This is a genomic window from bacterium (genome assembly GCA_040755755.1).
Taxonomy (GTDB): domain Bacteria; phylum SZUA-182; class SZUA-182; order DTGQ01; family DTGQ01; genus DTGQ01.
On sequence record JBFLZW010000066.1, the window covers coordinates 21,168 to 36,499 of the forward strand.

A 15,332-nucleotide genomic window follows, 5' to 3' on the forward strand; every position below is an offset into this window, starting at 1 on the left:
CTCCCCCTAAACTCTGGCTCCTGACTCTGCCAACTGCACGGTTTCCCCTTCCCGCTTCAGGTTTTGATACAGGTCATAGGCCTCATGAACGTTCCTGTTTCCATGAACAATGGCCCGGACTGCCTGGATCATGGCTGAGGGGGCTTCGGACTGGAAGATGTTGCGGCCCATGTCAACCCCGCAGGCACCGCTCTGAATGGCCTGGAAGGTCAGTTGCAGGGCCTCTTTTTCCGGCAGTTTCTTCCCGCCCGCAATTACCAGGGGAACCGGACAGTTATGGACAACACTTTCAAAACCCTCGCAATAGTAAGTTTTGACAAAATGGGCACCCAGCTCTGCCGCAATCCGGCAGCACAGCCCCAGATACCGCGCATCCCGGTTCATCTCTTTGCCCACGGCCGTAACAGCCAGGACCGGTATACCGTACCGCTCGCCCTCATCAACCAGACGGGTCAGATTGAGCAGGGTTTCACGCTCATGCTCGGAGCCGACAAAAATGGAAATGGCCACTCCGGCCACGTTCAGGCGAATGGCATCCTCCATGGCCACGGTAAGCCCCTCGTTGGAGAGCGGGGTCAGGATGCTGGTCCCGCCCGATACCCGCAGGACAATAGGTGTAGGACTGCACGGATCAACGCTGCTGCGCAGGACACCCCGTGTCAGCATGAGGGTGTCGGCATAAGCCTGAATGGGCTTCAGGGTTTCCCTCGGCACTTCCAGGCCGGTGGTGGGGCCGAGAAAGTAGCCATGATCAATGGCCAGCATTACCGTGCGATGATTTTCAGGATTGATAATCCGGGCTAAACGGTTTTTTAATCCCCAGGACATGATTTTGTTCCCTCCTTGGCAGGTTTTGAATAGTTAACAATTTGTATCGGCATTTTCGTATGGTTTACTTTCAACAAACAATATCAAAACCTGCAATCTGGAAATGCTTATCCAATGTGCAGGCACTTTTTATACCGTAATTTTCCATAAGGACAAAAGAAGTGCAATCAGTAAAAAGGAAATAGAACCATTTTTAATGGTTGTTATCTTTTTGATTGCCTCCATAGCTTCTCCTTATTTTTTTGCTTATATTTCAGAACACTCTACTCCGGTGGATGCCCTTCGGAGTTGCTTCATGGATATCCCTGACCGCTTCCTAACTCCCCCCTCTGATAAACCTCGAAGCCCAACTGCGCACCTGTTTGCCGTTCAGGACATGGAAGTAGCGCAATTTCTGGAGCCTGGTATGGCTGAAGGAGGAGAGGGGGAGAAAGACGAGCCTTTTTTGCTGGAGGCGGGCATAATCCTGAATGGACAAGGGAGGTTTATGTCTGGCCACGACAGCCACGTAGCGATCCTGGGAATAGTAGAGCCCGGCCATCATGAGACGCTCGATATTATTGGCTGCCGCGTCAAACCGGGGGTCTGACCATACATCCTCGATCAGTTGAGGGGGGTAGAGAAACATGGCCCCGCCGTAAAAGCAGCGGGATATGCCAGGGCCAACAAGGTCATTTTTGAAGTCAGTGGCATAAAAGGCCAGGGTGGATTCATTTTGATGCTCGGCCAGCCAGGTCAATTTGTACGGGTATTTTTCGCCATCCGGGTCTTCGTCGAAGATAAAGACTACCGCTCCCACCTCACCCTGAATCTGGGGTTCTTCCTTGACATAGATCTTGCCAAGATGCAGATTTCGCATGGTTTCCCGTACATGGAGGCCATCTTTTAAGGTACTCTGAAATTCTTCAACCCTGACCTGTGACAGTCCGACCAGCTTGAGAGCGCGTTTTCGAATGTAGCCGCAGAAATTCTCGATAATTTCATCTTCCGGCGGCCAGGAACAGACCGTATTCGGGTTCCAGCAGGTTGCCCAGTGTTTTTTCTGCTTCTGGCTCGGCTTTTTCTCCAGTCTGAGGCGCTTCCACTCCTTGGCCAGAGCCGGTACTCTCCGGTAGACCGGCCAGACGGACCGATCGAGACTGATAAACTGGCTGGTCATTTTAATGGTCGGGCAGGTTGAAGAGACATCCATATAGGGATAGAATTTGGCTATTTCAATCAGCTTCAGGGCAAAATCGTTGCCCATGACTCCCTTGGCCGCGGCTACCAGCTCGTAGAGGTCAGGCGTGAGGCGGTTTTTGATCAGGCAGAGGTTGCGGATCAGTTGAAGGGCAGTCTGCACATCCTGACAACTGATGTGGTAAATCTCTTCGGGAAATTCCCGCTGGTATTCATCGCGGGTTTCCATGAGAAGCTTTTTAATGGCTTCCGCTTTCTGAAATTCTTCAAAGAGCAGGGTGCCTTTCACTTTTTCATAAAGGTAGGTAAAGTAGGGGATTTCACCCAGAATGAAATAGAGAGAATCAGGATGAACGGAATACAGCTTGAGCTCCTGCGGCCGATCGCCGTTGGGCACGTTACGGTATTCGGCCTGATAGAAATGAAGAATGGCGCGCAGGTGATGCAGGGAGAAGACAAAGAGGACTTTCCGGTGCTCCAGGCTCAGTTCCTGGAGTCTGGCAGCCATGAATCTGGCCTGGATATCCTCTTCAGCCTGTCGCTGCAGCTCCCCGCGTTGATTCTCCCCCTGCGGCGATGCAAGAGAGGGAAAAACCGCCTGGATATAAGGAGGAAGCCCGACCTGGGACACGGCATACTCATCGGGCAGGATCAGCCCCTGGCCAGCCACAGTCAGTCCGGTGCTCAAAATGTCATGGCCGAAGGTCCTGTTCATTTCCCGGTCAATGAACCGGATCGCCTTGCCTTCCTGCATTCCCAGCCGGATGGCCTCGATCATGCCGTCACAGGGGTCAACCGGGAAGTAGCTGTAAAAATCCTCCCGGTCCTGGGCTATGACCGTGGTGACATAGGGAAGTGCCTGGACTCCCTGCAGGATCAGTGGATAAAATGATTCGGGCAGCCCCAGGGCCAGACAGTCGAAGGAAGTGCTGAAAAATGCCTCCCTGACTTCCTGAGCAAAGGAAACCTTTCCGGAAATGACCGGCAGCAGGCAGATGTTATCGAGCCATAACTGGCCATCCCTGATGAGAATTTTTCTCTTCATGTCCGCTGGTCCCTATTCGGTTTCCTCATTTCCATCCATCCAGTCCTTTTCACTGGTGAAAAAGTCCTCCAAAAAGGCCAGATTGGTCAAATGCTGCCGGTTGATCTGAGAGGATCTCTTTTTAATATCAAGCGCATCCTCACCCAGAGTCTGCTTTACGGCCTTTTGGAAGGTATCCTTCCAGGGGAACTTTCGCTCTCTGGAATGGTAATTACGGATTTTGAGAGCGTAGCGGGCAATGCTGAGACCATCCCGGATGCTGTAATCCAGGCGAGCCTCATGGCTTCGCTGGAGAAAATCCAGAGTAAGGTTCAGGATTTCCTCCGGAGCAAAGGGAAGATTATACCGGAGAATGGCCATTTCTTCCTCCCGTTCCGGAAACTCCAGTTGGATCATCGGCTGCAGCCGCGAGGTGATATAATCGGGGACCTCATAGGTCGAGGCATCGTCGTTCATGGTGACGCAGCAGCGAAAATCCGGATGAGCATGGATCTTCACGCCAGCCACGATGCTTTCCACATATCTGCGGTGGTCCAGAAGAGGAGCGAGTGATGCCCAGGACTTCTCACTCATCCGGTTGGCTTCATCCAGGACAGCTATTCCTCCCCGGATGGCCGCCGTAACCAGAGAGCTGGCATGATACTGGATCTTACCGCTTTCGGCCAGCACCGGCGTTATAATCAGATCCTCGGGCCGGGTATCCATAGTACACTGATAGATATACACCGGCTTTTCAAGCCTTGCGGCTGCCGCCATGGCCAGGGTGGTTTTCCCCATGCCGGGCTTTCCGACCAGACGGGGGCACAGGGGCAAATCCTCCGGGGCAACCACCAGCCAGCAGGCCAGAATCTGCTCCATCAACTCCTCCTGGCCAATCCAGGAGCGTTTCTGCTGGTCCGGATGTGAGAGAACCAGCTCGATTTCATCGATTTTTACTTTTTCCATGTAGTATAAACCTCCCACAGATTAGACATCCTTTACCCTGATTCAACTCCTTACGGGCCAGTCTCTCTAAGATTTTCCAGGACTTCCCCGTACTGATAGGTAAAACGGTCCTGTCTGTATCGATATCTTTTTGGATAGCAGATTGTAGCATGCACGGGCATCTTTGGCAAGCATTGTGCCCGTGTACTGCAATTCTCTTGAGGGCTTTGAATATGCCCATTCAATTTGCACAAAAGTTACGGGTGTGATAATATTGCTCTGCAAAAATATTCACCGCAGGGTATTTCAATGGATGCAGGGTAGAAGGAGTTAAATTGATGATAGAGCAGGCAAGCGAATATGAGAAATCATTCGGGGAAACGCTGGATGAAGTGATCGACAGGCTGCCGCCGGATAGCGTTACGCTGGAAACAGTTATGGATTTGATTGGCCAGGATGGGCTCCTGATATTCTGCATCTTCCTGACCATCCCATTCCTCGTGCCTGTTTCGATTCCGGGAGTAAGTACGGTTTTTGGGCTGATTATTCTTCTGATCGGGATCAGCGTGATGAGTAATCGTCGTATCTGGCTCCCGGAACGTCTGATGAAACGGTCATTTCCCGTAGTCAAATTAAAACCGGCCCTGGAGAAAGGCGCAATCTGGGTTCACCGGATAGAGAAATTCAGCCACCCTCGTTTCCGGATACTGACACAGGGAATTACCTTGATCCGGTTTAACGGCCTCATGCTGATTATCGCGGCACTGCTATTGATGGCGCCCTTCGGGTTCGTTCCATTCTCGAACACCTTGCCGGGATTAGCCATCCTCTTTCTATCCCTCGGCATACTGCAACAGGATGGATATTGCATTATGCTTGGGTATGTGACCATTGCGGCAACCACCATCTACTTTGCTTTCCTTCTGCTCGGAGGAGCAATAACAGCCCACAGGATTATTGAAGTTATCAGAAGCTCATTTCCCTGAGCAAGCTGTTGTCAGGTAAATGCCGATGATGAATACCTGCAAGAGTGTCTTTTATCGTAACTACTCAGGCACAAAGGCAAAAATACAGTAGTTATAAAAACAGTAAAATGTTAGCTCAATAAAAAACTGGCAAATATCGCCAGAAAGTTGTAGAATAGCGAGTCAGCCCGCTCAGGGTAAAGGTTATTAACACGAGTTCTTTTATGGTAGATAATGTTCTCATGGAAAAAAATATGCAATGCTATTCTTGTTTCTAACTCCAAAAGAAACATTATCCAACAGAAAAAGACCACCGAGAAAGGAGTCTGGAATGCAAGGTAGCAAGCTTTATGTAGCAAATTTCGGTTATTCGATAACAAATGACCAATTGGAAGAGTTATTCGCCACGTACGGTGAAGTTAAGGAAGTCAAGGTGATCGAAGGGAAAGGTTTCGGCTTTATTGAGATGGGTACCCAGGCGGAAGCCGAGAAAGCGAAAGAAGCCCTGAACGGTTCCGATTTCAAAGGACGTACCCTGAGAGTCGATACAGCCCGCCCGCCGAAAGAACGGCCTAAAGGACGTTATCCAAAAAGATATTGAGCACTATAATATCTGGTTATGATTACTAAAAGGTTCTCAATTAAAAGACTTATTTTTGTCTTTTGCATAATCACCATCTGTGTTATCGGCACCATGGCTGCTCTTACCGCAGGCCCCAAAACCTGGCAGGCCATCAAACAGATACATACCAAGTATCTGTTTCTGGCCCTGGCTCTTGGGGCCTTATCAATATCGATCGACAGCCTCGTGTTCAAGATTCTCGCGCGGGCAGCCGGGACGGAAATCAGCTTCTTCTACAGTGCGGAAACCATTCTTTTCTATATGTTTTTCTCCTCGATTACTCCTACGGTCACGGGCGGAGAGCCGCTGATAGTTTATCAGCTCACTCAGAAAGGCATGCCGCTGGGAAAAGCCACCAGCGTCATTCTCATCCGGGGTATCCTGATTATCTCAATTATTGCCGTTGCTGCTCCGGTTATTGTATATTTTCATGGAGATCTTATCCAGAATGTCATCCTGAAAAACCTTTTTCGGTATATTGCGGTTTTCCTTTTCCTGGTTGTAGCTTTTCTCATTTACACCTTTTTAAATCCTATCCAGGGTGAAGAGATTATCCACAAAATCTGTGTATGGATAGAGCGGTATAAGCCTCTGGCCAACTATACCGAAAAACTGGAGAGGAAGCTGAATATCTGGATCGATGATTTCAGCAGTTGTCTGAAGGAATTCTTAAAGTACAAAAAAAAGGTCCTCCTGGCCTGTAGTTTATCGAGTGCTGCTTCCCTGAGCGCCAATTATCTGATTGCCTATGTTATCTTGAAGGGTCTGAACTTTCCTGTGCCGGTCCTGCGGGTGCTCATGGTCCAGTTTGTACTTTATTTCCTGCTCTACTTCACACCGACGCCGGGAGGAACAGGAGTGGCCGAAGGGGGCTGCTATGCAATGTTTGCCTCGTCAATCCCCAGTCATCTCTTGGGAATCTTCGTTATTCTCTGGAGATTTTTCACAATTTACCTCTGGGTTATTATCGGAGGGATGCTTATTACCAAAACCCTTGGCCTGGATATCCTGGATAAACTTTCCGCTTCTTCATCATCAGGGGGCAACATTTCCAGCCATCATCTGGAACCCGACACTACTTCCTGCCCGGACAGCAGTCCCGGCTGCTGACCGGTTCTCTATCCCATGATTCCCCGGGAAAGACTGTTTCCGGGGATTCTTCTTTTAAATGGCCAGGATAGGGGGGGGCAACCATTCCTCCGGAAACGATCAATTTTATGCCATCTTCGATGCTCATGGAAAGAGGCATCACCTGTTCACAGGGGACCATAATGAGCATTCCGGAAGTCGGATTGGGAGTTGTAGGCATAAAAACATTGACTACGTTCTTTCCCGTAAGGTCATGAATCTCCCCTCTGGCATCAGAGGTAATAAACCCTATGGCATATATTCCCTGGCGAGGATACTCCACCAGGACCACCTGCTGAAGAGATTTCCGATTGCTCATGGAAATCGTGGATTCCATGAGCTGCTTGGAGGCATAGTAGATATTCCAGACCAGGGGAACCTTGCTCAAAACCTTCTCCCCCAGAGTAATACATTTTTTGCCAATTACATTGGTAACAGCCAGCCCGAGAAAAAATGAGACAAGGGCAAGAAAGCCCAAACCCAACAGACCGGGCAGGTGATAGCCGATGAGCTGCGATAAACCCACCATCTTCAAGACCAGGGAAACTGGCCGGGCAAGAAGCTTTTCAAAGGTGTTAAAGATAAAAATCACCAGAAAAACGGTAATAAAAGCTGGCAGAATAACCAGGAAGCCAGCTACAAAAATATTTCTCATCCTGCGAAGAAAGTTTTCAGCCATAAATTATGAGGAAGGTTTTTAACTATAAATTATACATGGAGATAAATAATACAGGCACAAAAAAGTCTACCATGTTTCCTCCACTTTGTAAACTTTTAAGTATTGGAAATAAATATTCCCCATCGATGGAATACTTCTGTGCTGATTTGACTCAGGGAAGGTTGATGCAGTATACTTTGTCAGGAGTCAGGAGAAAAGGAAGCCATTATTCCGGCTCCTCGATTCTGGCCACTGATCACTGACCATTGACCACTGATCACTGGCCACTTAAAACCGGAGGATGTGCAATGATCGATCTGGCCATAGAGGTTGCAGCCCGGGCTCATGAGGGGCAGGTTCGCAAGGGGACGGACATCCCCTACATTACACACCCCTATGCTGTGGGCATGCTCCTGCTGAAGGCTGGCTGCTCCAATGAAGTGGTGACAGCCGGCCTGCTTCACGATACCCTGGAGGACACCTCACTTCCCCTGGAGGAGATCAGACTGCTGTTCGGACAACGGGTTGCAGACATTGTACTGGGATGTTCCGAGCCAAACCGCGGTCTGCCCTGGGAGGAGCGCAAGCAGCATACCCTGGATTTTCTGCGCACTGCTCCCCTGGATATCCGGTGGGTGTCCTGTGCGGACAAACTGCACAACCTGCGGACCCTGGCAGGTGATCTTAACCGGGTAGGTGATCAGGTATGGTACCGGTTTCACCGGGGCCGCAACAGGCAGGAATGGTACTACCGGGGTATTGTGGAAAGCCTCTGGCACGGCCTGGAAGTTCCTCCCCAGGGCTCCCTGTTCCATCAGCTCAAGGAAGAAGTGGAAGCCCTGTTCGGGAAATAAGCAGGGGTGAATCACATCAGATTGATGGGGTCGATATCGATATCGACCTGTATTCCCTCGCCGGTAAACCCTGCCTGAAATTCAGCTATCCCTTTGCGGATAAGGTCGTTGAGCATGAGAGACTGGCTGGATTTCAGCAGTATCTGGAGCCGGTATTGCCCGCGGATTTTAAAGACCGGGGCCTGGGACGGGCCAAGAGCGCTGATTTCATCCGGCTTGAGTGAGACCAGGAGGTTCATCAGCCGTGATGCGGCTGCCTTGAGCAGATTGACATTTCCTCCCCTGACAATGATATTGACCATCCGGCTGAACGGCGGATAGCCAAGTTCCTTCCGGTATTGAATTTCCTGCTCGTAAAACGCCCGGTAATCCATCCGGCTGGCACATTGAAGGCTGTAGTGGGAGGGTGAGAAGGTCTGGACGATGACCTCTCCCTGGATATCTCCCCTTCCGGCCCGCCCCGAAACCTGGGTGATCAACTGAAAGGTCCGCTCCGCGGATCGGAAGTCCGGCAGATTCAGGATAGAGTCGGCAGCCACAACTCCAACCAGGGTCACTCTGGGGAAATCGAGCCCTTTGGCAATCATCTGGGTACCGATCAGAAGGTCGATTTCACCCCTGCCCAGGCGCGAGAGGATGCTGTGGTGAGATGTCCTGCGGGTCACTGTGTCCTGATCCATCCGTTCGATTCTGGCTGAGGGGAAAAGCTGCCTCGCTTCCTCTTCCACCTTTTGGGTGCCCGATCCGATGCACTGGAGTCTGCCTTTTTGACAGGCCGGACAGCTCTGCGGGGCCGGAGCAGCGAAGTTGCAGTAATGGCAGCGAAGCCGTCCCTCGCAGGCATGGTAGGTCAGGGAGACGCTGCAGTTTCTGCACTTGGGAACATGGCCGCAGTCGCAGCAGAGCAGGAAATGGGAGAACCCCCGGCGGTTGATGAACAGGATCGCCTGCTCCTTCCGCTTGATTCTTTGCTCTATGGCCTGGATCAGGGGCCGGGAAAAGAGTGGCTTTACTTTTTGGGCCTGATTTTCCGCTTTCATGTCAATCAGTTGGATCCTTGGCCCCGTATGGGTAGTGGCCCGGCTGGGCAGGGTGAGGAGACCGAAGGTTCCCTGTCTCACGGAAAAAAATGATTCCATCGAGGGAGTGGCCGAGCCGAGCAGCAGGACGGCATTGGCCATTTTAGCCCGCATCAGGGCTACATCGCGGGCGTGGTAGCGGGGAGTATTATCCTGCTTGTAGGAGGTCTCGTGCTCTTCATCGAGCACGATCAATCCCAGTCTTTCCAGGGGGGCAAAGATTGCCGACCGTGCTCCGATAGCCACTTTGGCCTCACCGGCCACCACCCTGCGCCACTCATCCACCCGCTCCCCCTTGCCAAGACCGCTGTGCAGGACGGCGATCCGGCGGCCAAACAGGGCGGAAAAGCGGCTGATCAACTGATGGGTCAGGGATATTTCCGGAACCATGACCAGGGCGGTCCTGCCCCTGTCGAGAGCATGGGCAACGGCCTGGAGGTAGACATAGGTTTTGCCGCTTCCGGTAACTCCGTGCAGCACAAAAGGGGCGAATTCCTCGCGGTCCAGGGCAGAGTGAATTTGCTGAATGGCCCGCTGCTGATCCGGATTCGGGATGATCTCCTTTCCGGCAGTCCCGGATTCGTCCTGAAAAATGAGCGGCCCGCGAAAGACCTCCTGCTCGAAGATTTCGACCAGGCCCCGGTGAGCCAGGCAGTCGAGGCTGGCGCGGTTTGCTCCGGTGAGTTTGCAAAGCTGCGGCATACTCATCTCCTGCTTCCGGAGTGCCAAAAGAGCCCTGGCCTGCCGTGGGGCTTTCTTTCCCTGAAGCTGAAGAAAATCCTCCACCTGCGCATCCCCGGCGATGATCCGGACATACTTCACCTTTTTGCCGGGAATGGACTTTTCCCGGAAACCGACTCCGGCAGGCAGGGAGCCGGAAATCACACTCCCCCAGGAAGCCAGATAGTAATCGGCGATCCACCTGGTCAGGCGAAGGAGCAGCGGAGGAAGGAGCGGAGCATCGTCCAGAACTTCCAGGATTTCCCTGATCTCGATACCCTCCCTGGTTTCCCTGGAGATGGTGGAGCTGGCAGGACCGGATACGGCGGGGCCGGACACGATGGCCCTGGCTGTCACCTCGACAATATAGCCGATAACCTGGCGGTTGCGGAAAGGGACTAAAACCCTTTTGCCGGCAGTCGCCTTCTCAAGGAGCTGCGGGGGGATCCGGTAAGTGAAGGCTCTATCCAGAGGGATATTGACGACTACGTGAGCAAACATAAGCCCGGCCCGGCCACATTCTTATGAATCATGTTCTTTTCCGCTCAACTGCATATCCCGGCAATTCCCTGCAGATTAGCTGCATGTCCTGCCAGACAAGCTTTTTCTCTTCCCCTTGTCTCTCTTCGGGACAGTGGAGGATATGCCCCGGAGAATAGGTGGGAATAATTCTGATCCGGTTTTCTCCAAGCTGCAAGGGAAAGATTTTCCCCCGCAGGTCGGGGAGAGGGCCCATCGGCTTGCCCAGCACGGCCTGGATGACCGCAGCATCAGGGGTATCGAGGGTGCAGATGACTTTGGGCTTTACGAGCTGCAACTCCTGAAGGAGAATTTTCCGGCACCTTCGAGGTAGCGGAAAGGTGTGCCCATCGCTTTCAGGAAGAGGGCATTTTACGGCATAGGTCAGATATACCTTCTCCCTGCTCAGCCCGATGGCAGCCAGGATCCGGTCGAGTAACGCTCCTTCCTCTCCCTGAAAGGGCTTCCTCCGGGCAGTTTCCGTGATGCCCGGTGATCTGCCGACAAAAACCAGGGGGGAGGCAGGGTCTCCTTCTCCGGCAACTGCCTGAGGCCGGTGAAGCGAGATCAGGCAGCCCTGACATTGGCTGACATACCGGCTAAGCTCCTCAATCGTGGAAAAGCAGGGGAGGGCACACGGCTGGAGATTTAAGGACATTCCGGTCAGACCTATGTTCTGATAGTACTGAATGGAGGTTTTCACCAGATTAAGGATCTGGCTGTATTCCTGTTTGAGCTGAGCATATGAGTTCATAATTACCCGTATGGTATTTGGCGGGGCGAAAAGCCCCACCTTCCATTCATCTGCTCCATTTGATTGCCTTGTGCAGCGGCGCACTAATATAACCACAGTATTTTGGATCCGTGAGTATTTCTTACGCCGGTTTTATCGATCAGTTCTTCTCCCTTCAGAGATGAAGCGGATAATCTCATCGGTCGAGATACCAAGATTTATACCTTCCACATCCAAAGGAGACCTTTCGGTTTTCTCAGGTCTGAGAATAAAGACCCGACCGTCTTTTCTCTGTATTCTGACTTCCCCTTCCTGATCCGCCTTCTCAAGGAGCGAGGCAAGGTTTTGTCTGGCTTTCGAATAGGTATACACAGTCATTGGATTATTACCTCCAGGACCTTGATGTTAAATTGCCTGGCACAGTATACTAAATTTTTATCCAGGAAAATAAGCAGTTCCTTTTGTCAGTTCAATAAGAGCCTTTCTTTCCGGCTCATTGGCAATAACGGCAATAATAACGGAAGTGTCTACCACAACGTTCATGGTTTACTCCTGGATAATTGACCAATTGTACAAGTCTATAAATCGATTATACAGCATTTAGGATTTTCCTGTAAACAATAGTCGTGCACATAATTGTGTTATTACAAAGATTGGATTCCTGCTTGAGCAGGAATGACGGGAAGTGCCTCTATTTGTAGACATATGCGATTATCAGCTCTATTGCGAATGGCACTTACATAAGAATTAGTAATTCTCCCGCAGAGACGCTGAGACGCAGAGGATGTCATTGAAAAGTAAGAGTAAAATAAGTTCCTCCTTGTGCCTTTTTACTTTTTGCTTGCTTCCAGGCCGTTGACACATCGGCATATCCCGACTTTCATCAGGGCCTTGTCGGATTGGTTGTTCTCTGCGTCTCTGCGTCTCTGCGGGAGATCGTTTTTCCCTGTGCGCTTTGTGTTCTCTCTATAATTATAAGCTTGGCTTATGTAAGTGACATTCGCTCTATTGCCTCTTCACAACTTGCTTTGTAAAGGAGAGAGGGGATGTTTTGCCGATTAATCTATAAATTATTCTCACTAAAAAATTACCTTATAATGAAATGAAAGGCGGTAAAATCTCATGAGACCACGCACCATCTTCATGTTTTCCGGACAAGGTTCCCATTACTATCAGATGGGAAGGGAAATTTTTGAGCAGAATCCAGTCTTTCGGAAATGGATGCTGGAGGGGGAAAAGATCGTATCCGGGCTTATCGGGGTATCGATAATTGATCAAATTTACCATAACGGTTACAAAAAAAGTGATCAGTTCAGCCGCACGTTATATACTCATCCTGCAATCTTCCTGGTTGAATATGCATTAGCACAGGCAGTGATGGAGATGGGAATACAACCTGACTATTGCCTTGGTGCAAGCCTCGGAGTATTCGCCGCTGCCGCTCTGGCAGATGCAGTAACCTTTGAAGCGGCATTAACCACTGTGGTCAGACAGGCTCAGGCTATGGAGGCGCTTTGTTCTCAAGGAGGCATGATGGCAATTCTCAATCCTCCTGCCCTGTATTTTCAAAATCCTCTCTTTCATGAAAACTGCGAGCTGGCGGCGATCAATTTTCCCTCTCATTTTGTGGTCTCAGGCGGGCTCAAGCCGCTGTCCGATATCCAGACCTTCTTGGAGGAGAGAAAAATCACCTTTCAACGGCTGGCTGTATCTCACGCTTTTCACTCATCGCTCATTGATCCTGCCGAAGTCACTTACCGGAATTTTTTAAACACTCTTGTTCTCCGGGAGCCGCGGATCCCTTTTATCTCGTGTTCAGATGCACACATTCTGCCATATATACACCGGGATTATTTCTGGGACACTGTTCGTCTTCCGGTTCAATTTCAAAAAACCATTCAGTCATTGGAAGAACACGCAGAGCACGCGCCTTATCTCTATCTTGACCTTGGCCCTTCGGGAACACTGGCTTCCTTTGTGAAATATAACCTGAATCATCAATCGCGTTCAAAAAGCCTGAGCGTCCTCAATCCTTTCGGCCAGGAAGCCAAAGCCCTTGAAAGATTGAGGAGTTTAATGCCCTAGGGGCATGGCAGGGCTGCGATGATAGGTAAGAAGAAGCACAAAGCTATCAGAAAACTCTCTGATATAGCGAAAAAGAATCTGATTTACCGAACGAAAGCATATGGAACCAGGATTATTTGACCAAATGATGCCTGAATTGATGGAGGTGCATATGTGTTTCAGCTTAGTGGAATTGTTTAAGGGAAAAACCCTCTACCTTCTTCTCTTATCTCTGTTAGTTATCTCATCGGCATCTTTTGCCGCAACACCACCAGAGCAGCCATCAACAGGTCCTGGTGGTGCAGACTATTCTCATGAGGTAGTCGTCAATACCTATTATCGTGTTGGAACTCTCAGCTACTGCATTTTTGAGCCGGATAATCCGAAGCCGGATACCGCTCCGGTAATCCTCTTTATCGCCGGGCACATTCAATACCTGGCAAAACCGGATTTCTACGATGTCTGGATCAAGCATCTGGTTAGGAAAGGCAATATTGTCATTTTCCCTCTTCATCGCCCAACAGTATTTCTGATCTTCTCTTTATATACCGAGCAGATTATCCGCACCACGCAGGCTGCCATAAAAGAGCTTCAGACCGCAGATCACGTAAGAGCGGATTTCAATAAATTTGCCATTGTTGGACACTCAACCGGAGCTTTACTTGGACCGAATATATCAGCGGTGGCCGAAAGGTATAATTTACCCAGACCCAAGGCAATTATGGCTATTGCATGCCCCTCAATTTTCTTAAATAACCAATGGAAAATAGTACCAACAGAAGAGATTTTAGAAGATCTTTCGACAATCCCGGAGGATACCCTTATTCTTACTGTAGTGGGCGATCTTGATTATGCGGCAAAGGATGATGGCGGCAAAGCGATTTATAATGCCCTTCCTCAAATTCCGCCTGAGAATAAAGATTACATTACAGTCGTTTCAGATGATCATGGATCACCGCCCCTGTCCGCAATTCATCTTGCTGCCTGCAGTAAATCATCAGTTAACTGCTATTCTCCTTTTTGCGCTAATGCTCTTGATTACTATGGCTATTTCAAATTGTTCGATGGTTTGACTGATGCGGCCTTTTTCGGGAGAAATAGAGAGTATGCACTTGGTAATACTCCGCAACAGCGCTTCATGGGAATGTGGAGCGATGGGGTGCCGGTAAAGGAACTGGTTGTCACTGATAATCCCTGAATGAAATGCCTATAGAAGCTAACACGAATGGCACTTATGAGAAAGGCAAGCGAGCACATGGAGGGTGGGGCTGCTTTTTTGCCCCACCAAATACCGCCCGCGATCTTCCTGGTCGAGCCTGACTGTCCGCGGATTTATCACACCGTATACTGGATTTTCCCGCCCGTTTTCCTCGAAGTTGGTAACGAGGAGAACAGGCGGGAATAATATCAGATATAGACTTATCCGAGTAAGGAGAATTAAATAACAACCGGAACGGTAAGAGTCAACTGGAAGGCTCCGGTTTCAAGTACGGTCTTGCTCTGAGTTATAGTGTAGTTACCAGCCATGTCAGTTGGAGAAGAAAGGGTTCCCACAATCTGGACAGTAACGGTTGTGGCAGTTACCGAAAGACCGGTTCCGGTCAGGATTACCTGGTTATTCAAAAGCTGCCCGGTTACATCGATCAGAGTCGGGATGATGCCGTTATTTGCCAGCAGGACAGTACCGGTCAGCGTGGTTGGAATCAGCGGATCCTGAACAATGGTCAAGGTCATGGGATTAGCGCTGGCATAGACAACCCACCAGAGACCTTCCCATGTCCCTGCCTGCTCGGCTAAACCATATCGCAAGCCGCCAAGTCCATAGAGCCCGCCGCCGTAAAGACCGCCAAGGCCATACAATCCGCCGCCGTACAGCCCGTAGAGTCCGCCCATGAGCCCGGAATAGCCGTAGAGACCGCCACCGTAAAGGCCATATAACCCGCCCATAAGTCCGCCATAGCCATAGCTGTAATAAGCCCGGGCAGTGCCAGCGGGAATAACTGTGAAAGCAAAC

16 protein-coding genes are annotated in these 15,332 nt (G+C 50.3%); 7 read left to right on the forward strand and 9 right to left on the reverse strand.

The features are described from left to right. Positions 1 to 6: 6 nt before the first annotated feature. From lsrF to AB1611_18795, 3 genes are all read right to left on the reverse strand, one after another. On the reverse strand, positions 7 to 828 hold the full coding sequence (gene lsrF / locus AB1611_18785) for a 3-hydroxy-5-phosphonooxypentane-2,4-dione thiolase (protein MEW6381629.1): 822 nt from the start codon (positions 826 to 828) through the stop codon (positions 7 to 9). A 316-nt stretch (positions 829 to 1,144) separates the two neighbouring features. After that, the gene (locus AB1611_18790; protein ID MEW6381630.1) at positions 1,145 to 3,052 is read right to left on the reverse strand and encodes a hypothetical protein; all 1,908 of its coding nucleotides are present in this window, start codon (positions 3,050 to 3,052) and stop codon (positions 1,145 to 1,147) included. 12 nt (positions 3,053 to 3,064) lie between these two features. After that, positions 3,065 to 3,997 carry an AAA family ATPase gene (locus tag AB1611_18795; GenBank protein ID MEW6381631.1) on the reverse strand — a complete coding sequence of 311 codons (933 nt, stop codon included), beginning with the start codon at positions 3,995 to 3,997 and terminating at the stop codon, positions 3,065 to 3,067. A gap of 317 nt (positions 3,998 to 4,314) precedes the next feature. On the opposite strand from AB1611_18795, the gene AB1611_18800 reads away from it, so the two are divergent. The 3 genes from AB1611_18800 to AB1611_18810 all read left to right on the forward strand — a co-directional run bounded on the left by AB1611_18800 (position 4,315) and on the right by AB1611_18810 (position 6,673). Further along, entirely contained in the window at positions 4,315 to 4,962 is a 648-nt protein-coding gene (locus tag AB1611_18800; GenBank protein ID MEW6381632.1) for an exopolysaccharide biosynthesis protein, read from the forward strand. 310 nt (positions 4,963 to 5,272) lie between these two features. After that, the gene (locus tag AB1611_18805; protein ID MEW6381633.1) at positions 5,273 to 5,542 is read left to right on the forward strand and encodes an RNA-binding protein; all 270 of its coding nucleotides are present in this window, start codon (positions 5,273 to 5,275) and stop codon (positions 5,540 to 5,542) included. Between the two features lie 18 nt (positions 5,543 to 5,560). After that, entirely contained in the window at positions 5,561 to 6,673 is a 1,113-nt protein-coding gene (locus tag AB1611_18810) for a flippase-like domain-containing protein (protein MEW6381634.1), read from the forward strand. Here AB1611_18810 and AB1611_18815 read toward each other — a convergent pair. Then, complete coding sequence (locus tag AB1611_18815) at positions 6,639 to 7,346, reverse strand: DUF502 domain-containing protein (GenBank protein MEW6381635.1); 708 nt, start codon at positions 7,344 to 7,346, stop codon at positions 6,639 to 6,641. The two genes, AB1611_18810 and AB1611_18815, sit on opposite strands and share 35 nt — an antisense overlap. 269 nt (positions 7,347 to 7,615) lie before the next feature. Between AB1611_18815 and AB1611_18820 the strand changes: the two genes are divergently transcribed. After that, positions 7,616 to 8,203, forward strand: a complete 588-nt coding sequence (locus AB1611_18820) for an HD domain-containing protein (GenBank protein MEW6381636.1) — start codon at positions 7,616 to 7,618, stop codon at positions 8,201 to 8,203. An 11-nt stretch (positions 8,204 to 8,214) separates the two neighbouring features. Here the strand turns inward: AB1611_18820 and priA are convergent, their stop codons facing one another. The 4 genes from priA to AB1611_18840 form a co-directional block, all read right to left on the reverse strand. Then, a complete protein-coding gene (priA, locus tag AB1611_18825; protein ID MEW6381637.1) occupies positions 8,215 to 10,503 on the reverse strand; it encodes a primosomal protein N' in 2,289 nt (762 codons plus the stop codon). 28 nt (positions 10,504 to 10,531) lie between these two features. Beyond that, positions 10,532 to 11,275, reverse strand: a complete 744-nt coding sequence (locus AB1611_18830) for a uracil-DNA glycosylase (protein ID MEW6381638.1) — start codon at positions 11,273 to 11,275, stop codon at positions 10,532 to 10,534. Between the two features lie 132 nt (positions 11,276 to 11,407). After that, positions 11,408 to 11,632: a type II toxin-antitoxin system Phd/YefM family antitoxin gene (locus AB1611_18835; protein MEW6381639.1), complete on the reverse strand. Its 225-nt coding sequence runs from the start codon at positions 11,630 to 11,632 to the stop codon at positions 11,408 to 11,410. 57 nt (positions 11,633 to 11,689) lie between these two features. Further along, the gene (locus AB1611_18840) at positions 11,690 to 11,797 is read right to left on the reverse strand and encodes a type II toxin-antitoxin system VapC family toxin (protein ID MEW6381640.1); all 108 of its coding nucleotides are present in this window, start codon (positions 11,795 to 11,797) and stop codon (positions 11,690 to 11,692) included. 579 nt (positions 11,798 to 12,376) lie between these two features. Here AB1611_18840 and AB1611_18845 point away from each other — a divergent pair. The 3 genes from AB1611_18845 to AB1611_18855 all read left to right on the forward strand — a co-directional run bounded on the left by AB1611_18845 (position 12,377) and on the right by AB1611_18855 (position 14,723). Continuing rightward, positions 12,377 to 13,339, forward strand: coding sequence for an acyltransferase domain-containing protein (locus tag AB1611_18845; protein MEW6381641.1), 963 nt, complete (start codon positions 12,377 to 12,379; stop codon positions 13,337 to 13,339). A gap of 151 nt (positions 13,340 to 13,490) precedes the next feature. Next, complete coding sequence (locus AB1611_18850; GenBank protein MEW6381642.1) at positions 13,491 to 14,516, forward strand: hypothetical protein; 1,026 nt, start codon at positions 13,491 to 13,493, stop codon at positions 14,514 to 14,516. A gap of 36 nt (positions 14,517 to 14,552) precedes the next feature. Then, positions 14,553 to 14,723: a hypothetical protein gene (locus tag AB1611_18855; protein MEW6381643.1), complete on the forward strand. Its 171-nt coding sequence runs from the start codon at positions 14,553 to 14,555 to the stop codon at positions 14,721 to 14,723. Between the two features lie 32 nt (positions 14,724 to 14,755). Here AB1611_18855 and AB1611_18860 read toward each other — a convergent pair. Beyond that, the coding region (locus AB1611_18860; GenBank protein ID MEW6381644.1) for a hypothetical protein at positions 14,756 to 15,332 on the reverse strand (577 nt) is incomplete at its 5' end.